This window comes from Achromobacter pulmonis, assembly GCF_902859765.1.
GTDB classification, from domain to species: Bacteria; Pseudomonadota; Gammaproteobacteria; order Burkholderiales; family Burkholderiaceae_B; genus Achromobacter; species Achromobacter pulmonis.
Genome location: NZ_CADIJV010000014.1, coordinates 87,815 through 109,002, shown reverse-complemented (window position 1 = coordinate 109,002; position 21,188 = coordinate 87,815). Strand labels below are relative to the sequence as shown.

Annotated in this window: 18 protein-coding genes and 6 tRNA genes; 17 read left to right on the top strand and 7 right to left on the bottom strand. The window is 68.5% G+C overall.

The window, feature by feature from the left end; all coding sequences use genetic code 11:
* The first annotated feature begins 80 nt into the window (after positions 1–80).
* Both HV701_RS14035 and lnt read left to right on the top strand, forming a co-directional pair.
* Positions 81–971 (top strand): HlyC/CorC family transporter, encoded by an 891-nt coding sequence (locus tag HV701_RS14035; RefSeq protein WP_175133622.1) that lies wholly within the window; start codon positions 81–83, stop codon positions 969–971.
* A complete protein-coding gene (lnt, locus tag HV701_RS14030) occupies positions 968–2,596 on the top strand; it encodes an apolipoprotein N-acyltransferase (RefSeq protein WP_175133621.1) in 1,629 nt (542 codons plus the stop codon). The genes HV701_RS14035 and lnt overlap by 4 nt, the downstream gene beginning before the upstream one ends.
* 92 nt (positions 2,597–2,688) lie before the next feature.
* On the opposite strand, the gene HV701_RS14025 is transcribed toward lnt, so the two are convergent.
* Positions 2,689–3,744: an aldo/keto reductase gene (locus HV701_RS14025; protein WP_175133620.1), complete on the bottom strand. Its 1,056-nt coding sequence runs from the start codon at positions 3,742–3,744 to the stop codon at positions 2,689–2,691.
* 419 nt (positions 3,745–4,163) lie between these two features.
* Here HV701_RS14025 and HV701_RS14020 point away from each other — a divergent pair.
* The 9 genes from HV701_RS14020 (at position 4,164) to HV701_RS13980 (ending at position 8,833) form a co-directional block, all read left to right on the top strand.
* A tRNA-Ala gene (locus tag HV701_RS14020) sits at positions 4,164–4,239 on the top strand.
* A 47-nt stretch (positions 4,240–4,286) separates the two neighbouring features.
* Positions 4,287–4,362: transfer RNA gene (locus HV701_RS14015), tRNA-Glu, on the top strand.
* A gap of 61 nt (positions 4,363–4,423) precedes the next feature.
* Positions 4,424–4,500 (top strand) — tRNA-Asp (locus tag HV701_RS14010).
* Positions 4,501–4,603: 103 nt separating this feature from the next.
* Positions 4,604–4,679, top strand: a tRNA-Ala gene (locus HV701_RS14005).
* A gap of 45 nt (positions 4,680–4,724) precedes the next feature.
* Positions 4,725–4,800: transfer RNA gene (locus HV701_RS14000), tRNA-Glu, on the top strand.
* A 77-nt stretch (positions 4,801–4,877) separates the two neighbouring features.
* A tRNA-Asp gene (locus HV701_RS13995) sits at positions 4,878–4,954 on the top strand.
* Between the two features lie 231 nt (positions 4,955–5,185).
* On the top strand, positions 5,186–6,685 hold the full coding sequence (locus HV701_RS13990) for a helix-turn-helix transcriptional regulator (RefSeq protein ID WP_175133619.1): 1,500 nt from the start codon (positions 5,186–5,188) through the stop codon (positions 6,683–6,685).
* Between the two features lie 235 nt (positions 6,686–6,920).
* Positions 6,921–7,946, top strand: a complete 1,026-nt coding sequence (gene bioB / locus HV701_RS13985; protein WP_175133618.1) for a biotin synthase BioB — start codon at positions 6,921–6,923, stop codon at positions 7,944–7,946.
* Positions 7,947–7,948: 2 nt separating this feature from the next.
* Entirely contained in the window at positions 7,949–8,833 is an 885-nt protein-coding gene (locus HV701_RS13980) for an EamA family transporter (protein ID WP_175133656.1), read from the top strand.
* A gap of 12 nt (positions 8,834–8,845) precedes the next feature.
* Here HV701_RS13980 and HV701_RS13975 read toward each other — a convergent pair whose 3' ends face one another.
* Complete coding sequence (locus HV701_RS13975) at positions 8,846–10,264, bottom strand: MFS transporter (RefSeq protein WP_175133617.1); 1,419 nt, start codon at positions 10,262–10,264, stop codon at positions 8,846–8,848.
* A gap of 81 nt (positions 10,265–10,345) precedes the next feature.
* On the bottom strand, positions 10,346–10,849 hold the full coding sequence (locus tag HV701_RS13970; protein WP_175133616.1) for a peroxiredoxin: 504 nt from the start codon (positions 10,847–10,849) through the stop codon (positions 10,346–10,348).
* Between the two features lie 227 nt (positions 10,850–11,076).
* Between HV701_RS13970 and HV701_RS13965 the strand changes: the two genes are divergently transcribed.
* Positions 11,077–11,502 carry a hypothetical protein gene (locus tag HV701_RS13965; RefSeq protein WP_175133615.1) on the top strand — a complete coding sequence of 142 codons (426 nt, stop codon included), beginning with the start codon at positions 11,077–11,079 and terminating at the stop codon, positions 11,500–11,502.
* Between the two features lie 229 nt (positions 11,503–11,731).
* Here HV701_RS13965 and HV701_RS13960 read toward each other — a convergent pair whose 3' ends face one another.
* Complete coding sequence (locus HV701_RS13960; protein WP_175133655.1) at positions 11,732–12,616, bottom strand: dienelactone hydrolase family protein; 885 nt, start codon at positions 12,614–12,616, stop codon at positions 11,732–11,734.
* 61 nt (positions 12,617–12,677) lie between these two features.
* Positions 12,678–16,202: a DUF748 domain-containing protein gene (locus HV701_RS13955; protein WP_175133614.1), complete on the bottom strand. Its 3,525-nt coding sequence runs from the start codon at positions 16,200–16,202 to the stop codon at positions 12,678–12,680.
* A gap of 328 nt (positions 16,203–16,530) precedes the next feature.
* Between HV701_RS13955 and moaC the strand changes: the two genes are divergently transcribed.
* Genes moaC through HV701_RS13930 form a run of 5 tightly spaced genes read left to right on the top strand, consistent with a single transcriptional unit; the run spans position 16,531 to position 19,468 of the window.
* Entirely contained in the window at positions 16,531–17,019 is a 489-nt protein-coding gene (moaC, locus tag HV701_RS13950; RefSeq protein WP_175133613.1) for a cyclic pyranopterin monophosphate synthase MoaC, read from the top strand.
* Entirely contained in the window at positions 17,000–17,251 is a 252-nt protein-coding gene (locus HV701_RS13945) for a MoaD/ThiS family protein (RefSeq protein WP_175133612.1), read from the top strand. The genes moaC and HV701_RS13945 overlap by 20 nt, the downstream gene beginning before the upstream one ends.
* Before the next feature lie 5 nt (positions 17,252–17,256).
* On the top strand, positions 17,257–17,739 hold the full coding sequence (locus HV701_RS13940) for a molybdenum cofactor biosynthesis protein MoaE (RefSeq protein WP_049075647.1): 483 nt from the start codon (positions 17,257–17,259) through the stop codon (positions 17,737–17,739).
* The gene (gene moaB, locus HV701_RS13935) at positions 17,736–18,257 is read left to right on the top strand and encodes a molybdenum cofactor biosynthesis protein B (protein ID WP_175133611.1); all 522 of its coding nucleotides are present in this window, start codon (positions 17,736–17,738) and stop codon (positions 18,255–18,257) included. The genes HV701_RS13940 and moaB overlap by 4 nt, the downstream gene beginning before the upstream one ends.
* A gap of 5 nt (positions 18,258–18,262) precedes the next feature.
* Entirely contained in the window at positions 18,263–19,468 is a 1,206-nt protein-coding gene (locus tag HV701_RS13930) for a molybdopterin molybdotransferase MoeA (RefSeq protein ID WP_175133610.1), read from the top strand.
* Here the strand turns inward: HV701_RS13930 and mobA are convergent.
* On the bottom strand, positions 19,453–20,076 hold the full coding sequence (gene mobA / locus HV701_RS13925; RefSeq protein WP_175133609.1) for a molybdenum cofactor guanylyltransferase MobA: 624 nt from the start codon (positions 20,074–20,076) through the stop codon (positions 19,453–19,455). The genes HV701_RS13930 and mobA overlap by 16 nt on opposite strands.
* Positions 20,069–21,163, bottom strand: a complete 1,095-nt coding sequence (gene moaA / locus HV701_RS13920) for a GTP 3',8-cyclase MoaA (protein ID WP_175133608.1) — start codon at positions 21,161–21,163, stop codon at positions 20,069–20,071. The genes mobA and moaA overlap by 8 nt, the downstream gene beginning before the upstream one ends.
* Positions 21,164–21,188: the final 25 nt, after the last annotated feature.

Genomic DNA, 21,188 nt, shown 5'->3' with positions numbered 1-21,188 from the left:
CCCCATTTTGGGGGGCGGCGTTACAAATCGGGCGCCAGATTCGGTTATGCTGGCCCCTCCATAACTTGTCCTCCCGGACGATGTCTGACCCTTACCCTGCTCCCGAAGCGACCCCCGCTCGCTCATCCAAACCCGCCACCAAATCCCTTCTAGACCGCCTGCTTTCCCTTGTGCGCCGCGAGCCCGAGGACCGTGAAGGCATCAAGGCCATCCTGGAAGCCGCGCATGACCGCAACCTGCTGGACGCGGAGTCCTACAAGATGATCAAGGGCGCGCTGGCCGTGTCCGAAGGCACCGTCGGCGACATCATGGTGCCGCGCTCGCGCATGGACCTGCTCGACGTCACGCAGCCCATCCCCTATTTGGTGGCCAACGTGATCGAGACCGCGCACTCGCGGTTCCCGGTCTACGAGGGCGACCGCGACAACATCATCGGCATCCTGCTGGCCAAGGATCTGCTGCGCTGCATGCTGGAACCCGACATCGAGGTGCGCTCGCTGGTGCGCCCGGCCGTGTTCATTCCCGAATCCAAGCGCCTGAACGTGCTGCTGCACGAGTTCCGGGCCAGCCGCAACCACCAGGCCATCGTCATCGACGAGCATGGCGGCATCTCCGGCCTGGTCACGATGGAAGACGTGCTGGAACAGATCGTCGGCGACATCGAAGACGAGTTCGACGAAACCGAGGAAGACTCGATCTTCCCCGAGGGCGAGAACCAGTGGCGCGTGCTGGCGGCCACCGACATCTCGCACTTCAACGACGTGTTCGGCTGCCGGTTGCCCGATGACGAATACGACAGCGTCGGCGGCTGGATGGGCGGCCAACTGGGCCGCATCCCGCGTCGCGGCGACATCGCCGAATTCGACGGCCTGAAGCTGGAAGTGGCGCGCGGCGACGCGCGCCGCGCCATCTGGCTGCGCGTCAAGCGCGTGGCGCCATCCCGCGGCACCTCGGCCGACGCCGGCGCATGAGCCGCGCCCCCCGCGGTCCGGTCCTGCTGGGCGCCGCCGGCCTGACGCTGGCCGGCGCCGTACACGCCCTCACGTTCGCGCCCGGCCCGCTGCCGGACTGGGCCCTGGCCATCACCCAGATCCTGGCGCTGGCGGTGGCCGCCCGCGTCACGCTGTACGCGCCCTCGGCGCGCCAGGCCTGGCTGCGCGGCTGGCTGTTCAGCTTCGCCACCTACGCCCTGGGCCTGTACTGGATCTTCATCAGCCTGTACCGCTACGGCGACCTGGCCGCGCCGCTGGCCGTGGCCGCGGTGCTGGTGCTGTCGGCCTTCCTGGCGCTGTTTCCGGCCACCGCGGGCGCGCTGGCGCGGCGCTATGCGCCGCTGGCGGCCGATTCGACCCCGGCGCGCGTGCTATCCGGGACGCTGGCCTGGGGCGCGCTGTGGGCCGGCTTCGAATGGATCCGCGCGGTGCTCCTGACCGGCTTCCCCTGGCTCAATATCGGTTACGCGCAGGTCGACGGCCCGATCGCCGGGTGGGCGCCGCTGCTGGGCGTACACGGCATGGCGCTGGTGGCGGCCTTCGCCGCCGCCGCGATCGCCAGCCTCTGGCGTCCGGCCGGCGATCGCAACGCAGCCCGCGACAGCCGCCGCGCGCTCGCCGCCGGCGTGGCCCTGGCACTGGCCGCCGCCGGCTGGCCGCTGTCGCGCATCGACTGGTCCGCGCCCAGCGGCGAGGCGCTGAACGTGCGCCTGGTCCAGGGCAATATCGAGCAGTCGCAGAAATTCGACCCGGCGCTGCTGGACCAGAGCCTGCGCCGCCACCTGGAACTGACCGCCATGGCGCCGGCGCCGGGCGTGCCGCCCCCGCAACTGGTGATCCTGCCGGAAACCGTGCTGCCGATCTTCCAGGACCAGCTCGATCCCCGCGCCTGGGAGGTGTGGCGCCAGGTCGCCGCGCGCCGGGACGCCGTGATCGCCATGGGGGTGCCGATCCACGACGTGGTCGATGGCCGCGACCGCTATACCAACAGCGTCATAGGCTTCGACGGCAAGACGCCGCTGGAACAATTGACCGGCGGCAGCACCGCCATGCGCTACGACAAGCGCCATCTGGTGCCTTGGGGCGAATACGTGCCGCCGGGCTTCCACTGGTTCGTCGACATGCTGAACATTCCCCTGGGCGATTTCGACCGCGGTCCCGCGCGCCAGACGCCGTTCGCGGTGGACGGGCAGCACATCGCCTTCAACATCTGCTACGAAGACCTGTTCGGCCCCGACCTGCTGCCCGCGCTGCAACCGGGTCCCCAGGGCGAGCCGGGCGCCACCATCCTGGTCAACGTCAGCAACCTGGGCTGGTTCGGCGATACCTGGGCGTTGCGCCAGCATCTGCAGATCGGCCGCCTGCGCACGATCGAAACCGCGCGCCCCATGCTGACCGCCACCAACACCGGCATCACCGCGGCCATCGACGCCAAGGGCCATGTGGCGGCTCAGCTGGCGCCGCTGCAGCCGGGCGTGCTGCCGGTATCGGTGCAAGGCATGACGGGCCTGACGCCCTATGCGCGTTTCGGCGACAAGTCGGCGCTGGCGCTGATCGGCCTGGCGCTCATCGCCGCCTTCGGCCGCCGCGCGCGCCGCGGCTGACAACGGACCGGGCGCCTGCGCCCGGCGCCCTCCCATCCCGGGTCATCCGGCCAGGCCGCGCGCCTCGGGCCGGGCGCTTTACCGGCGCGGCCTCAACGCAGCAGATCGGCGGGCAGCGCGCCGCTGTCGTCGAGCGGCCGCAGCGGTCCCACGCCCGCCCCGGTACGCTCGATCGCGTCCGCGATGCGCGCCATGTCTTCGCCGTCCAGTTCCAGCTCCGCCGCGCCCAGCACGCCATTGACCTGCGCCGTATTGCGCATGCCGACAATGGCGCCGGTGACTCCCGGCCATGCCAGCGTCCAGGCGATGGCGACCGCCGCCTGGGTGGTGCCATGGCGCTCGGCGATGGGCTTGAAGGCCTCGGCCAGCGCCAGATTGCGGGCCAGGTTGGGCGCCTGGAATTCGGCGTTGCGCGAACGCCAGTCGTCCTCGGGCAGGGCTTGCGCGCGCTCGACGGAGAAGCCGCCGCTGAGCAGGCCGGACTGCATCGGGCTGTAGACGATGACCCCCGTGCCATTCTGCGCGCACCACGGGATCAGATCGCTGGCCGCGCCGCGCTGGATCGCCGAGAACGGCGGCTGCAGCGACTCCACGTGGCCCAGCGCCTCGGCGTCCAGCAACTGCGCCAGATTGTGATTGGACAGGCCCACCGCGCGCACTTTGCCCTCGCGCTTGAGGTCCAGCAATGTCTGCCAATAGACGTCGAGCGGCGTGCCATCGCCGGCCGGCCAGTGCATCTGATAAAGGTCGATGCGTTCCACGCCCAGGCGCCGCAGCGAGGCCTCGACTTCACGGCGGATGCTGTCCGGCGCGCCGCTGCGACGTGGCATCGCCCGAGGCTGGTCGGCGGACCAGGTCAGGCCGCACTTGGTGAAGACATAGGGCCGGTCGCCGAGGGGCATCTGCGCCAGCGCCCGTCCCACCACTTCCTCGGCATGGCCCAGCCCATAGACCGCGGCGGTATCGATCCAGTTGATGCCACGGTCTACCGCCAGGCGGATCGCATCGATCGAATCGCTGTCATCCTGCGGCCCCCAGCCGATGGCCCAGGCATTGCCGCCCATGGCCCAGGCGCCCAGGCCGATCCGCGTGATGGACATGTCGCTGCGCCCCAACGGGCGCGTGGGAAAGGAAGTCTTGGTGCTCATGCGAAAAATCTCCTGCCGGCAGGACATCATGGCGGAACACGCCGCGCGTGCCCGCAACCGTCCCTCACGATAGCACTCGCGCAAGCCTTTGATTTTCCGGCCGTTGCATGCCGCGCGAACCGCCGCCTGCTGCCGGCGCGAGGGCCGTGCATCGCGCGGCAAAGGCCCTGCCCGCCCCCAGGCAACCCGCGGCTCGATCAGCGGCCGGCGTCGCGGCGGCCCCGCATCGGTCCCTCTGAAAACAATTTCGGCGCAACTTTTTCATTTTTTGCCTGCAATCGACTTGCACACCAAAATTAGTTCGTGCATAATCTCGTTTCTTCGCCAACGGCACTAAACAAACCGGCAACGAAACACCTGAAACGAACACGAAAGTGCTCGAAAAAGCGTGGAACGTAGCGGGACTTGATTAGAAGAACGGGGGTATAGCTCAGCTGGGAGAGCGCTTGCATGGCATGCAAGAGGTCAGCGGTTCGATCCCGCTTACCTCCACCAGTCCAAAGCGAAGAATGCAGTAAAGATCAGCAGTACGGCAAGTCCAAGTCCCCTTCGTCTAGAGGCCTAGGACATCACCCTTTCACGGTGAGTACAGGGGTTCGAATCCCCTAGGGGACGCCAGTCTTACTGGCAGCAGTACCAGATGCAGTTGAAGTGACACAGTAGTTGAGTAAGCCGCTGCGGAGCGGTAGTTCAGTTGGTTAGAATACCGGCCTGTCACGCCGGGGGTCGCGGGTTCGAGCCCCGTCCGCTCCGCCAAAAGCGCTCTACGCAGTGCCTTTCAAGAGCTCCGTCCTCGGGGCTTTTTGCATTTATAGGGTGTAAGCCTTGTTGTTTGCAGCTTGGAACAGCAGGGATTCTGGGGGGTATAGCTCAGCTGGGAGAGCGCTTGCATGGCATGCAAGAGGTCAGCGGTTCGATCCCGCTTACCTCCACCAGTAAAGCAGTAAGTAGTACAGTAGTTCGAGCAGTTGCAAGTTCCGGTCCCCTTCGTCTAGAGGCCTAGGACATCACCCTTTCACGGTGAGTACAGGGGTTCGAATCCCCTAGGGGACGCCAGTTCGCTGGCTCGCCAACCGGATTTTGCAAGGCTGTCCTGACAAGACGGTGTGCTCTGAAATCTCGTAAGCCGCTGCGGAGCGGTAGTTCAGTTGGTTAGAATACCGGCCTGTCACGCCGGGGGTCGCGGGTTCGAGCCCCGTCCGCTCCGCCAAGCATCTTGTGTGCATCCCAGCAAGCCGCAAGACCAGTTGTTCCGCAGGAGTCTTCCTGCACTGCGCCAGAAGGCGCCCGCCAAAAGCTCCGGATTCCGGAGCTTTTTTGCTTTGCGCGGCGGCAGGCGCCATGCCGCTCCCATCCCCTCGTCTCGTCCGTTTATCCTCTGGACAGGCCGCCCATCGCAACGCATCCTGTGGGCTTGTGCCAGCCAAGCCAAGAGGCCCACGTGACCGCCAGCAACGCCGCCCCGCACACGCATCGCCAGCACCTGCAACGCATCATCGCTGGCCTGAACGAAGGCATCATCCTGCTCGAAGCCGATGGCGCCATCGCCTGGGCCAACGCCAGCGCCCTGGCGCTGCATGGGGCCGACACGGCGCAGGCGCTGGGGCAGACACCGGCCGGCTACCGCAAGCGCTACGCGCTGACCTACCGCAATCACCACCGTGTGCCGGCCCGGCAGTATCCGCTGGACCGGCTGGCCGCTGGCCTTGCCTTCGACGATCTGCTGTTGGACCTGACCCGCAAGGACGACCCGGACTTCCAGCGCCACATCCGCGCGCGCGGCCTGCTGCTCGAAAATGAAGACGCCGACTATCGCGTGCTGATCCTGGATGACCAGACCGACCAGCTCAACGCCGAGCAGCGCTTCGAGCGCACCTTCGCGGCCAACCCGGCGCCCGCGCTGATCTGCCGGCTATCCGACCTGCGCTACGTGAAAGTGAACCAGGGATTCCTGGACATGACCGGCCTGGCGCGCGACGCGGTGCTGGGCAAATCGGCCTACGAACTGGATGTGCTGGAAGGCGGCGACGACCGGGAAGACGCGGTGGCCAAGCTCAACGCGGGCCAGACCATCGGCCAGCGCGAGGGCGTGCTGCGGCTGGCCGACGGCGGCGCCAAATTCGTGATCGTCGCCGGCCAGCCGATAGACATGCAGGATGAGCCCTGCATGCTGTTCACCTTCATCGACCTGGAAAAGCGCAAGCGCGCCGAAGAAGCCTTGCAGCAAAGCGAGGAACGGTTTTCCAAGGCGTTCCGCCTGGCGCCCGTGCCCATGGCGCTGTGCGAGGGCAGTTCATTGCACGCGCTGGATATCAACGACGCCTACGCCCAGGCCGTGGACGTGGCGCCAGAGGAGGCCGTGGGCCAGGAGCTGACCGCCTTCGGACTGCGCCCGGACGAAGACTTGACGGCCGCGCTGGCGCGCGGCGAAAGCGTGCGCAATCGCGAGACCGCGCTGGTCACGGCGGACGGCGCCCAGCTCGACTGCCTGCTGTCGGCCGAGCCCGTCATGATCGGCGGCGAGCAGCGCGTGCTGCTGGTGCTGCAGGACATCAGCGAACGCAAGCGCACCGAAACCGAACTCTTGACCGCGATCGAAGCCGTGATGCAGGACACCTCCTGGTTCAGCCGCGGCATCATCGAGAAGCTGGCGCAATTGCGCGCGCCGGCGCCGGCGAGCCGCGACGTGGCCGAGCTGGCGCAGTTGACGGCGCGTGAGCGCGAGGTGCTCGGGCTGTTGTGCCAGGGCCATGACGACGATGGCATCGCGCGCCAGTTGCGCCTGTCGCGCAATACGGTGCGCAACCACGTGGCGACCATCTACAGCAAGATCGGCGTACACCGGCGCAGCGCGGCCATCGTCTGGGCGCGCGACCGCGGCATCACCGGCCACGAGAAACCGAAGACCCGCGGCAAGTCCGCGCCGGGCGGCGCCTCCTGATCTTACAAATTGAAGCAAAATAATCGGGGCGGCCGACTGCGCGAAGATGCCGCCGCGTTCGACTCCGCCCACGCCTAAAAATCGTCATTTCCAGCAAAAACGTCGGCAACGTCCCTGCTATATCGGGGACTGGCACCAGATTGCGCAAACCCTGCGCAGCTTCATACGATCCGCCGGTCGAGCCGCCCACCACGGGCGCCCGGCGCGATCCTCGCGAGCCTTCTGGAGTCCGTTCATGCAGACCGCCTACATACCCGTTCCGAAACCGCCCAAGACGCCGCTGGCGCCTGCCTGGAGCAGCGCCGCCGTGATGGAACTCTATGACCTGCCGTTCATGGACCTGGTGTACCGCGCGCAGCAGACCCACCGCGCCCACTTCGATCCCAACGGCATCCAGCTGTCGAGCCTGCTGTCGATCAAGACCGGCGGCTGTCCCGAGGACTGCGGCTACTGCTCGCAGTCCTCGCGCTACGACACCGGCCTGGAAGCGGAAAAACTGATGCCGCTGGAGGAAGTGCTGGCCGCGGCGCGCGCGGCCCAGGCCGGCGGCGCGCAACGCTTCTGCATGGGCGCGGCCTGGCGCAGCCCCAAGCCGCACCACCTGGAGGCCGTGGCCGAAATGGTCAGCGCGGTCAAGGCGTTGGGCCTGGAGACCTGCGTCACCCTGGGCATGCTGCGCGAAGGCCAGGCCGAACAGCTCAGGGACGCCGGCCTGGACTACTACAACCACAACCTGGACACCGCGCCCGAGTTCTACGGCAAGGTCGTCACCACCCGCACCTACCAGGACCGTCTGGACACCCTGGAACGGGTGCGCGGCGCCGGCATCAACGTCTGCTGCGGCGGCATCGTCGGCATGGGCGAATCGCGCCAGGAGCGCGCCGGCCTGATCGCGCAGTTGGCCAATATGGCGCCCTATCCGGAATCGGTGCCGATCAACAACCTGATGCGGGTGGAAGGCACGCCGCTGGCCGATGCCGAAACGCTTGATCCGTTCGAGTTCGTGCGCACCATCGCGGTGGCGCGCATCACCATGCCGCGCGCCATGGTGCGCCTGTCGGCCGGGCGCGAGGCCATGGACGACGCGATGCAGGCATTGTGCTTCATGGCGGGCGCCAATTCGATGTTCTACGGCGATGTGCTGCTGACCACCGGCAACCCGCGCATGGAGGCCGACCAGCGTCTGCTGCAGCGCCTGGGCATGCGTATCGACGCCCGCCAGCAGCCGCATCATCACCCGCGGCAGGACGAGCCGGCGTGACGCTGTCTTCCGGTCCGTCCTACCTGGTGGCCAGCGTCGCCTGCAGCGTCGCCGTGGCAGCGATGCTCAAGCTGGCGCGGCGCTGGCAGGTGGACGTGCGCCAGGCCATCATGGTGAACCACGCCGTGGCCGCCCTGCTTTGCTGGATCGTGCTGCGGCCGGACCCGGCCGCGCTGCTGACGCCGCGAACGCCATGGCTGGTGCTGGCGGCGCTGGGCGTGCTGCTGCCCAGCGGCTTCATGGCAATGGCGCTGGCCGTGCGCCACGCCGGCGTGGTGCGCAGCGACGCGGCGCAGCGGCTGTCGCTCTTCATCCCGCTGCTGGCGGCCTTCCTGCTGTTCGGCGAGCCGGTCAGCGGCCGCAAGCTGGGCGCCATCGCACTGGCCTTTGCCGCGCTGTTCTGCCTGCTGCGGCGTCCGCCCCCGGCGCGCGCCGCCGATACCGCCGATCCGGCCGACACCGGGCAACGCCGCGCGCTATGGCTGTGGCCGCTGGCGGTATGGGTGGCCTATGGCCTGGTGGATATCCTGTTCAAGCAGGTGGCGCGTGCCGGCACCGCGTTCGCCGGCGGGCTGCTGTTGGCGTTCGCGCTGGCCAGCATGCTGATGCTGGCCTACCTGCTGTGGCGCCGCGCGCGCTGGGCGCCACGCCACCTGGCCGCCGGCGTTGCGCTGGGCGTGGTGAATTTCGGCAACATCATTACCTATATCCGCGCGCACCAGGCGCTGCCGGACCATCCCGCGCTGGTGTTCGCCGCCATGAACATGGGCGTGATCACGCTGGGCACGCTGGTCGGGGCGCTGGTGTTCCGCGAACCGCTCGGCCGCGTCAACGGACTCGGCCTGGCGCTGGCGCTGGCGGCCATCCTGCTGATGGCGCCCTGGTAGGGGGTGCCGGCCTCAGGTGCCGGTGCGCGGCTGGCGCGCCGGCTCGTCGGCCTCGACCGTCTCGACCGCAGCGGCGTCCACGGGCACGGCGGCCGGATCGAGCGAGCCGCCCGGCGGGTCCACGGCGCCGGCCCCTTCCACTGGCGCGGGCGCGGCCGACGGGTCAGGCTGCACCATCTCGATGCCGATGTCGTTTTCCACATCGACGCGCGGATCGAGCACCGCAGCGGCCGGCGAGCTTTGCAGGGAATCAGGCATCGGCACGAAGTGCACCGGCGCTTCCTCGACCTGGTGCACGCCGGTCACGCGGGTGGGACGCACATGCCACACCAGGATCAGGGCGCAGGCCGAGATGAACACGTAGTACATGCTGTGCCCGGCCACCGACATCAGCACCCCCGCGATCATGGGGCCGACGCAGGCGCCCACGCCGTAGGTCATGAGCAATACCGCCGACAGGCTGACGCGGCGTTCGGATTCGACGTGATCGTTGGCGAAGGCGGCGCCCAGCGGATACAGCGTGAACTGCAGCACGCCGAAGACGCACGACAGCAGCACCAGCGCCCAGAACGGCAGCGTCAGCCAGCCCCACATCACGGCCGGCAGCACCACCAGCAACAGGGCATTGAAGCGGATCAGCCCGGCGCGGTTGATTCGGTCTGACAGCCAGCCCATGGGCCATTGCGACAACAGTCCGGCGGTGACCGCGGCGGCCACGAAGATGGCGGCCTGCGAAGTGCTCATGCCGTGCTTGGCGCCGTACACGGCCGCCAGGCCATAGAAGGCGCCGGACAGGTTGCCGGCCACGAACAGCACGGTCATGGACAGCGGCACGCGGCGCATGAAGAAGCGGATGTCGAGCGCGGCCGGCAGCGGGGTGGGCGGGTGCGAGCGGGCCGTGACGGCGATCGGCACCAGGCACAGCACCAGGCACATGGCCACCAGGGTCAGCGGCCGCAGGTCGAGCGTGGCATAGGCGGTCAGGGCCAGTTGCCCCAGCACGGTGCCCAGCCCGGACACCACCATGTAGACCGAGAACACGCGGCCGCGCTGGTGGTTTTCGGTTTGTTCATTGAGCCAGCTTTCGATGACCATGAATTCGGTCACCATGACGATGCCGGAGATGACGCGGAACACCAGCCACAGCGGCATGGAATCGACCAGCGTCTGCGCCAGGATCATGCTGGTGGCGACGGCGGCGCAGGCGACGAAGGCGCGGATGTGGCCGACGCGGATGATGAGTTTGTGTCCCAGCCGTGCGCCGCACACCAGGCCCAGGTAGTAGCCGGCAATCAGGGCGCCGATCCAGATCTCGCTGACCGATTGCGCGGTCAGCCTCAACCCCATGTAGGTGTTGAACAGACCGGTGCCGATGAGCATCAGCAGGGTCGCGACATACAGCGACGAAAAAGAGGAAATGGTTGTGAGCATGGCGTCTGGCTACTCCTGCCGGGAAGTAGCGGCGCGGGCCGCCGGGCGGCCCGCGCATTGAGCGATGAAACAGGGACTGGATCAGATTTGCGACAGCAGAGTCGCGGCGTCGCTGACTTCGAACTTGCCGGGGCCTTCGACGTTGAGCTGCTTGACCACGCCGTCGACGATCAGGGCCGAGTAGCGCTGCGAGCGCACACCCATGCCGCGCTGAATCAGGTCCAGTTCCAGGCCCAGGGCCTGGGTCCAGAGGGCGGAACCATCGGCCAGCATGCGGACCTTGCCGGCGGTTTTCTGTTCGCGGCCCCAGGCGCCCATGACGAAGGCATCATTGACCGACACGCACCAGATTTCGTCCACGCCCTTGGCCTTGAGGGCGTCGGCCTGCTCGACGTAGCCGGGCAGGTGCTTGGCCGAGCAGGTCGGGGTGAAGGCGCCGGGCAGCGCGAACAGCGCGATGGTCTTGCCACGGGTCAGGTCGGCGACCTGGAAAGCGTTGGGGCCGAGCGAGCAGCCTTCGCTTTCGGTTTCGATGAATTCGGTCAGGGTGCCGTCGGGCACGCGATCGCCGACTTTGATGCTCATGGGGGAATCTCCAGTGTTGGGGTGTTGCATTGGGGCGGACGTGCCCCACAGCCCTCATCATAGTTCCTGCGCGTGGCGCTTGCTGGCCAGCACCGACCGGCGGGAAAAGAAACCGCACAGTCTGAAACGACTCCACACGCGGGACGGCCAGGAGATCATTGCCATAATGTCGTGGTAATCAACGCCCGTGCGGACTGCGCGCGCGGGCGCTTCGCGGAGACAAACCAATGCGCAAGATGCTGATCGGCCTGGCCTGGACGATGGCCGTGGCCGCCCCGGCCGGGGCCGCGCCCGATGCGGCCGAACAGGCCCAGTTCGAATCCTTCGTGGTGGCGGCGGGCGCCTCCAACGGCGCGGCCCGCTCATGCGGGGCGTCCGAACCCGACCTGGCGCAGCACCAGGCGGCCTCGCGCGCGAACCTGGAGCGCTATGCCAAGGAGTATGGGTTTTCGGCGGCGGGGTATGACGGGTTGTACCGGAAGGGGCTCGCGGATGGGGCGCGGATGATGGAAGAGATGAAGCGCTCCGGCGTCGATGGCTGCCGGGGAGTGCTGGGTAGCTTTCAGAATGAGCGGGTGAGTTCTTATGAGGAGATGAAGGCGGCGTTGGCCGAGGTCAGCGACGGGCTGCCGGGAGAAAGCGCGGAGAAGTGAATTCTCCGGGGCGTGCTTTTTGCGGGCGGCCGATTGCGTTCTTGAGCCGCGCGGTGGAACGGCGGCATGCTGGCCGGCCGCTACGGAAGGACGGGAGGCGTTTGCGAGGCCCACCAAAGTCGGCCGCGCGGGCGGCCTCTTTGGGCTTACAGGGAGTCTCGCGGCTGGCGATGGACGTTGCGCGCCGGCGGGTATGCGGACAGGCGGCTACCTCCCGCCCTGCGCCGGGTCAGGCGCCCAGGCCGTTCTGCTTGAACCAGTCGAGCATCCTCTGCCACGCCTGCTCCGCTTCGGCCTTGCGATAGCTCGGCCGGTAGTCCGCGTGGAAGGCGTGGGGAGCGTCAGGGTAGACGTCGATGCGGGAAGCCCTGGCGGCGGCAGGGCCCTTGGCCAGTGCGATGCGCATCTTGTCGACGTCGGCCTGGGGGATGCCGGCGTCCTTGCCGCCGTACGCGCCGAGGACGGGGGCCTTGAGGTCGTTGACCAGGCTCAGGACGGATCTGGGCTTGAGTTCGCTCGGCTCGCCGCCCAACTGGCCATACCAGGCGGCGCCGGCCTTGAGTTTGGGATTGTGGGCGGCGTAGAGCCAGACCTGGCGGCCGCCCCAGCAGAAGCCGAGGATGCCGAGCCTGTCGTCGCTGCCGCCATGGGCGGCGGCCCAGGCCACGGTGGCGTCGAGGTCGCCCTGGACCTGCTGGTCCGGCACCTTGCCGATGATCTCGGCCTGCAGCTTGGGGATCTCGGTGTATTTGGACGGATCGCCCTGGCGCGCGAACAGTTCCGGCGCGATAGCCATATAGCCCAGGTGGGCCAGGCGGCGGCAGACATCCTGGATGTACTCATGCACGCCGAAGATCTCGGACACCACCAGCAGCGTCGGCAGGTTCTTCTTGCCGGCGGGCGCGGCGCGATAGGCCGGCATCTTGCCGTCGGAGGTGGGAATGTCGACCTTGCCGGCGGTCAGGCCGTTGGCGTCGGTCTTGATGGCGGTCTGGGCCACGGCGGGGCCGGCGGCCAGCGAGAAGCCCGCCGCCACGGTGGTGGCGATGAAGCCGCGCCGATTCAGCTTCAGCGGCGGCAGCAGGCTGTCGAAATGCGCGTCCTGGTCTTTCATCATGCATCTCCGGGCAGGGACGGCCGGTGGACGCGGGCACGTCCTGGCGGGCCGCCGGGGTTCACTTCAGGGAGAAGTCCACGCGCGAGGGCAGGCCCTCGTCCTTGATGCCATCGGCGTCCAGTTGCGGGGCGACGATGAACACGCGATCCGCGAGTCCTTCCTGGGCTTGCAGCTTTTCATAGACCGCCTGCGCGCGCGCGTCGGCCAATCGGCGCAATTGCTCATCGCCCACCGGGGCCGCGGCGCGCAGCATCTCCTCCATCTGTGCTGGCGGCACCGACTTGGCCATGCCGATGAAATTGCGCGGCTTGTCCTTGATGTCGGTGTCGTCGTAGACCTCTTCCAGGTACTTGGCGCGTTCGGCGCCCGAAACCTCGACGCCAGCCGGATTCGGCTTTTTGCCGCGTGGCGCGACGTCGCGGGCCTTGGCCAGGCGGATCTGGGCGTCGACCCAGGCCTGGCGCAGGCCTTCCAGGTCGGTCTTGGGATCGGCGCGGCCGCTCAGATCCATCCTGAGCGCGGGGCGGTCGGCCAGGGCCTTGGAAAGGGTTGCGATGCGCTGCAACGTGTCTTCGGTGAGTACGGCGCTGCCCGGCGCGAATTCCACGTACGACAGTTCCTCGCCGCCGCCGAAGGCGGAGGCCAGCAGGCTGAACGGCGAGGTGACGGCCTTGACCACCAGGTTCAGCAGCACCCGCACGACGATGCCGCCGACCGAGAACTCCGGATCGTCCAGCGAACCCGAGATCGGCAGGTTGATGTCGATGTTGCCGCGCGAATCCTTCAGCAGCGCCACGGCCAGCAGCACCGGCAGCTTGGTGGCGTCGGGGCTGTTGGTCTTGTCGCCGAAGGTGAGCTGGTTCAGCACCACGTGGTTGGAGGCCTGCAGCGCGCGGTCCTTGATTTTGTATTCCAGGTCCACCGACAGCTTGCCGCGCTTGATCGGGTAGCCGACGTACTTGGCCGAATAGGTATTGAAGCGCGGCAGGTCGACCCCCTTGGCCGAGGCTTTCAGGTCGAGCGACAGAAACTTGGCGAAGGGTTGCACCACGCCGCTGATGGCCAGGGGCGCGGTGGTGTACACCCGGCCGCTGACCTTGACCTTGGCGGGCTGCGGATTGGTGGACGACACCGCCGTGATGGAACCGTCGATACTGGACAGCTCGGCCACGTAGTTGGGCTTGACGAAGCGGTCGGTGAAGGTCATGCGGCCGCGCGACAGCGTGACGCTGTTGAGCGAGATGTCGGGCATGCCGCCGCCCTTGGCCGCCGGCGCGGGAGGCGCGGCGCGGCGCCCGGGGGTCTGCGTATCCTGGGTGATGGAGCCGCCGGCCTGGCCGGGCGCGGCAACCAGATCCATGACGTTCAAGCGGCCCTGCGCATTCAACAGAATGCGGCCATAGAAGTCGTCGAGCGCGATGTCGCCCAGGCCGGCGACGATCTTCTCGCCGGCCACCGAGATGTTCATGCCGGCCAGGCCCAGGCGCTTCCAGTTGAGGAAGTCGTCTTTGTTGACACGGTCCTGCAGGTCGACGTCGGTAATCTCGACGCCGCCCTTCCAGCCGGCCTTCATCGGCGCGCTGCCGTTGGCGGCCGCGAATTCGGCGTCGCCCTTGGCGCCCAGCGTGATGGCGCGCACGGTGGCATTCAGGCTGGAGGCGAAATACGGCGCGAACGAGGCGACGTTCAGGCCGGACAGGTCGACCGAGGTCCTGACGCTGAGGGGCTGCGGCGTGAAGGCGCCTTTCAGGTCGAGCTTGCCGCCACCCTGGATGCCGGCCGCCGCCAGCGTGAAATTGCTGGCGCCGGGCCCCATGGCCAGACGGTCGGCGGTGACCACCAGCTGTTGCAGGGCGACGTCGAGCGCGGGATTCAGGGTTTCGTCACGCGCCTTGAACTGGGCCAGTTCGGCCCGCACGCCCGTGGCGGAGGCATCGATGGCGCCGTTCCTGTCCTGCACGTGCACTTGCGCCGTCAGCCCCAGGCGGCCGTCCTGCAACAGGATCGGCGACAGGCTGCGCACGGCCGGCGCGAACGGCGCCAGCGCCACGTTGCCCATGCGCAGCGCCAGCTCCAGCGACAGCGGTTGCAGCACCAGCGGCCCCTTTGCGCGGATCCAGCCGCCGTCAGTGCTGTTGTCCACGGTCAGCCACAGATTGATGGGCTCGCCCTGGACCTGCGGCAGCGCCACGCCCTCGACGGTGACGCCCAGGCCGGTCAGGGTGTAGTCGAGCTTGCTGATGGCGTCGGTGACGTAGAGCTCGCCTTCATGGATGTTGAAGGCGTCAAGCGTCACCTTCCATTCGGCGGGCGCGGTGGGCTTGGGCGGGGCAGCCGCGACGGGCGCGGACGCCTGGCCGCCGGCCGTGACGAGGGCGGGCTGCGTGGCTGCGGCAGGCTTGACCGTTGCCGCGGCCGCGGGGTTCGCGGTGCGGGCCCCCTGCTCCGGTGCGGGCGTGGCAGCGGGTTCCGGTTTCGGCGCCGGCGCAGGCTGGGCCGCCGGCGCCGGGCCGCCGAGCTGCTTGAGCTTGTCGGCCACATCCTGCCAGTTCAGGCGTTGGTTGCCGTAGCGGCGCGCGTAGACCTGCGGCGCCCACAGGCCGACATCGCCCACGTAGACCTGGCGCGCGATGGGTTCGAGTTCGAGGCGGTTGACGGTCAGGGCGCTCCAGGCCGCCAGGCTGTCGCCAGCGCTGTCGCGCAGGTCGAACTGGCGCAGGCCCAGGTCGCCGACCACGCGGATCTTGGGCGGCGCATCCTTCGGTTGCTCGAACACGACCTGCAAGTTCGAGTCGAGCAGCCCGCGTTCCAGCTTGAACGGCAGCGGCATGGGCCAGACGTCGGCCCACTTTTCCAGTTGCAGGCCGGTGAAGGCGACCCGCAGCGTCGACGACGGCACCTTGTCGAAGGGCCGCGCCACGCCGGTCAGGTCGAACGGGCTGCCGTTGATGCGCAGGTGCAGCCGCGGCTGCACGTCGATGTCGGTGGCGTAGCCGAAGGTGGAGATGAACGGCACGCCCACCGCCAGTTCGTCGATCACCTGCTTGCGGCCGGTAACCTTGTCGTCCAGCCTCACGATGCCGCCTTCGATCACCATGTTGTTCAGGGAAAAGCGCGGCAGGCCCTCATCGGGCTTGGGCGGCTCGTCCGGTTTGGGGGCCGTCATCTCGGCCACGCGCTGCTGCACGTCGGAGAAGTTGAAGCGGGTGACGTCCTCGCGCACGATCGACAGCGTGGGCGCACGCAGCGTGAAATGGTCGACTACCGGCGCGAACCAGAACAACGAACTCCAGGCCGCGCTGACATTCAGTTCCGAGGCGGTGAACAGCGGCGTCTGCGAACCGGGCTGCGCCACGGCGAGATCGCGGGCGCGCACGGTCAGGGTGAAGGGATTGAAGCTGATCTTGCCGACGCTGACGTCGCGTCCCAGCATCCCGGCCACGTCCTGCGTCAGGACGTTGTGCAGCACCTTGGGCACCTGCCAGGCGGCGATGCCACAGAGGACCAGCACCGTGGCCACGACGCCCAAGAGGATCTTGCCTAAGCGGCGGGTGAACCGGAACTTGGGCATCCGCAAGGGCATTGTGCGTCTCCTGGTACGAATTGAAGGCCATTATCGCGTCCTTCGAACAAATTTGGGGCTTTTTGCAGTCGGCCGCCGGCAACGAAAATGCCCCCGCGGGGGCACGAAAGCGCGCGCCGCCGGCACCGTGCGGCGATGCGCACCGGGCGCCGGTCTCGCGGCCGGGGTGGCTGGCCGCGCCAGGCGCGGCGCGGCCGATGCCGCCGCGCTTGGCTTTTCTCAAGGCGCGGCGGGCGGCGGCTCGTCTATCATAGGCGTATCAGCGGCCCGCCACGGCCTGCCGGGACCGCTCTTTTCAATCATTAACAATTCTCGATCCCGATTCCTCATGTCCACGCCCGCCCCCACCCTGAGCCACCTGGATGAAGCCGGCCAGGTCCGCATGGTCGACGTCATCGGCAAGACCGACACCGAGCGCGTCGCCATCGCCACCGCCAGCGTCCGCATGAACGCGGTCGCCTATGGCCTGCTGACCCAGCCCGGCCAGGGCAAGGGCGAAGTGCTCAACACCGCGCGCGTCGCCGCCATCCTGGCGGCCAAGCGCTGCGCCGAGCTCATCCCCCTGTGCCACAGCCTGCCGCTGTCGTTCGTCGGCGTCGAATTCGCGCTGGACGACGCGTCGCACCGCATCGACGTCCTGGCCACCTGCCGCACCAGCTACAAGACCGGCGTCGAAATGGAAGCCATGACCGCCTGCAGCGTCGCCGCGCTCACCATCTACGACATGTGCAAGGCCGCCGACAAGGGCATCGTGATCGAACAAGTTCGCCTGAAGTACAAGGCGGGAGGTAAAAGCGGTGAATGGCGCAACGATTAACCTGCTGTATTTCGCCCGCGTGGCCGAACTGGTCGGCAAGCGCGCCGAAGCCTGGCCGCTGGACGGCGCGTCCACCGGCGCGCAGTTGCTGGCCGCGCTCGGCGAGCGCTATCCGCAGCTGGCCCCGGCCGCGCGCCTGAAGCTGGCCATCAACCAGACCCACGCCAAGCCGTCGGCGCCGATCCGCGCGGGCGACGAGGTCGCGGTGTTCGAACCGGTCACCGGAGGCTGAACGCCATGGTCATCGTGCAGGAAGCCGACTTCGACGGCGCCGCGCTCACCGCCGCCCTGCGCGCCAGCGCCGGGCCGGGCGTGGGCGGCATCGTCACCTTCGTGGGCTATGTGCGCGACTACGCGCCGGACACGCCCACCGACACGCTCTACCTGGAACACTACCCCGGCATGTGCGAGCGCGAGCTCGAAGACATCGCCGCCACCGCCCGCGCGCGCTGGAACCTGGACGGCACCGTGATCGTGCACCGGGTCGGCGCCCTCGCCCGCAATGCCCAGATCGTGTTCGTGGCCGCCGCCAGCGCCCATCGCGGCGATGCCTTCCGCGGCTGCGAATTCATCATCGACGCGCTCAAGACCCGCGCGCCCTTCTGGAAGCGCGAAACCCTCGCGGGTGGCGACAGCTTCTGGGTGGAACAGCGCCAATCCGACCAGGACCGCACGCAGTCCTGGGACGCCGACACCCCGCCCCCCAAGGAGACTCCATGAACGACGCCTCCCCCGTTTCGCTGGCCTGCGCCGTGCTGACGGTCAGCGACACCCGCAGCGCCGGCGACGACACGTCCGGCAACCTGCTGGCCAACAGCCTGGCGCAGGCGGGCCACCAGTGCGTGCGGCGCGACATATCCAAGGACAACGTCTACCAGATCCGCCGCGTCATCAGCGACTGGATCGCGGACCCCGAGGTGCAGGTCATCCTGACCACCGGCGGCACCGGCTTCTCGCACGGCGATCACGTGCCGCAGGCCATCCTGCCGCTGCTGGACCGCGAGATTCCCGGCTTCGGCGAATTGTTCCGCCAGATCTCGTACGAGGAAATCGGCAGCTCGACCATCCAGTCGCGCGCCTTCGCCGGCTCGGCCAACCAGACGCTGCTGTTCTGCCTGCCCGGCTCGAACAATGCCTGCGACACCGCCTGGAACCGCATCATCCGCGAACAGCTCGACAGCAGCCACCGCCCCTGCAATTTCGCCACGCATCTCCAACCCCGCGACCAAGACCACTGATACCCATGCTGGATTTCGACCAAGCCCAGACCTTGCTGGCCAACGCGGCCGCCCCTCTCGCGCGCCGTGAACATGTCGGCCTGGACGAAGCGCCGGGTCGCGTGCTGGCAGCCGACCTCGCCGCCACCGTGGACATTCCCCCGGCCGATAACAGCGCCATGGACGGCTATGCCTTGCGCCTGGCCGATTGGCGGCCGGGCGCGCGCCTGCCGGTCCAGCAGCGCTGCTACGCCGGCGACACGCCACAGCCGCTCAAACCCGGCCACGTCATCCGCCTGTTCACCGGCAGCCTGATTCCCGACGGCGCCGACGTGGTGGTGATGCAGGAAGACACGCACGAGGCCGACGAGCAGGTTGAGATCACGCGCGAGCCGCGTCCCGGCCAGCATATCCGCCGGCGCGGCGAGGACACCCTGGCCGGCGCCCCGCTGCTGGCCGCTGGCACGCCGTTGCACGCCGCCCATGTGGCGCTGCTGGCCTCCCAAGGCCTGGCCAGCGTGCCGGTGTATGGCCGCCTGCGGGTCGGCATCCTGACCACTGGCGACGAACTTGTCGCCCCTGGCGGCCCGCGCGAGCCGGCGCAGATCTACAACTCGAACGGCCCGATGCTGGCCGCGCTGGTGCGCGGCATGGGCGCCGAACCCGCCCTGGTGCTGCATGCGCGCGACACCGAGGACGACCTGCGCGGCGCCTTCAAGGCGCTGTTGGCCGAATGCGACCTGGTACTGAGCGTGGGCGGCGTGTCGGTCGGCGAGCGCGACCTGGTCAAGCCGGCGCTGGCCGCGCTCGGCGGCGAGCTGTCGTTGTGGAAGGTGCGCATGAAACCGGGCAAGCCGGTGGCGCTGGCGATGATCGGCGACAAACCGGTGGTGAGCCTGCCGGGCAATCCGGTCTCGGCCTATGCGGTGTTCGCCATGCTGGTGTCGCCGCTGGTGCGCCGCATGCAGGGCCGCGCCGAGCTGTTCCCGCCGGTCAGCCGGCTGCCGCTGCGCACCGAGCATCCGCGCCAGGACAGCCGCGAGGAATTCCTGCGCGTGCAGCGCCGCGCCGCCGATGACGGCAACGCCGAACTGGTGCCGTACGGCCACCAGGGTTCCGGGGTGATCAGTTCATTGCCGTGGTCGACCGGGCTGGCGCGCCTGCCCGCGGGCGTGCAGGTGCAGGACGGCGACCGCGTGCCCTACTACGACCTGCGTCACTGGCTGGCGTAGCGCTCGGCGGCCGCCAGTTCCTCGGGCGTGTTCAGGTTCATGAATGCGCCGGGCGCGTCATCGAACGGCGCGCCCACGCCTCCCACGCGTGACTGCCACAGGCCGACCTTGCGTTCGCCGGCCGCGAGATAGTCGCGCAGCGTCGGCAGCAGCGAGGTGCGCAACGCCATGCAGGCCGGATGGCGCTGGCCGCCAGCCATCGCATAGGCCAGGGGCGCGCCCGCCGCTTGCGCCGCCGCGATCAGGCGTTGGGCCAGGTCGGCAGGCAGGAACGGGGTGTCGCACGGCGTCACCACGAGCCATGCGCATGACGCGGCGGCAGCCAGGCCGGCGGCAAGGCCGGCCAGCGGCCCCTGCCACGCGCCCAGCGCATCGGTATCGTCGGCCACCACCCGGCCATAGCGGGCGTAGCGATCGGCATTGCGATTGGCGCTGACGATGAGCGTCCCGACCTGCGGCGCCAGGCGCCGCGCCACGTGCGCCACCAGCGGTTCGCCGCGCAGCGTGGCCAGTCCCTTGTCGTTGCCCTGCATGCGCGAACCCTGGCCGCCGGCCAGGATCAGGCCGGCCACCTGTTGCCGGTCGAGCGCGGGGAACGTCTCAGCCACCGATGTAGCTCATCTCGACTTTGCGCGCGGGGTCGGCCATGTTGCGGCCGCGCTGCTCGGAATAGTTGTCGCCGCGGACGGCCCAGATGCCCGTGAGGATGGCGGCCAGCTCGTCGTCGCTGGCGCCGTCGCGCAGCGGCGCGCGCAGGTCGTGGCCTTCGTGCCCGAACAGGCACAGGAACAGCTTGCCTTCCGGCGACAGGCGCACGCGCGTACAACCGCCGCAGAAGGCCTGGGTGACGCTGGAGATGACGCCGATCTCGCCGGCGCCGTCGCGATAGCGCCAGCGTTCGGCGACGCGGCCCATGCCATCGGCGGCTATCGGTTCGAGCGGGTAGACCTCGCCGATGCGCGCCAGCACTTGCGCGCTGGGCACCACTTCGGTCAGGTTCCAGCCGTTGGTGTTGCCCACATCCATGTATTCGATAAAGCGCAGGATGTGGCCGCTGCCGCGAAAGCGCTCGGCCATCGGCAGGATCTGCGCGTCGTTCAGGCCGCGCCGCACCACCATGTTCACTTTTACCGGCGCCAGCCCGGCCGCGGCGGCGGCATCGACGCCACGCAGCACGTCGTCGGGGGTGAAGCCGCTGTCGCTCATGTCCTGGAACATGGCCGCATCCAGCGCGTCCAGGCTGACCGTGACCCGGTTCAGCCCCGCTTCCTTGAGCACCGCGGCCTTGCGTTCGAGCAGGCTGCCATTGGTGGTGAGCGTCAGCTCGAGCGGCCGGCCGGCGGGCGTGCGCAGCTGCGACAGCAGGCCGACCAGGTTTTCCACATGCTTGCGCAGCAACGGTTCGCCGCCCGTCAGGCGGATCTTCTCGACGCCCAGGCGGGTGAAGACACCGGCCAGGCGCGCAATCTCTTCGAACGACAGCAGGTCCGAGTGGCGCATGAAGACGTAGTCGGTGTCGAACACCTCGCGCGGCATGCAGTAGGTACAGCGGAAATTGCAGCGGTCCGTGACCGAGATGCGCAGGTCGCGCAGCGGGCGCGCGCGCCGGTCGAGCGCGGGCTGGCCCGCGGCCGGCGGCGCGACGGGCGCCGGCCGTTCGGTGCGGCGATCGGCAAGGAGGATCACTTTGCTCATGGGAACATCATAGCCCGGCGCCCGC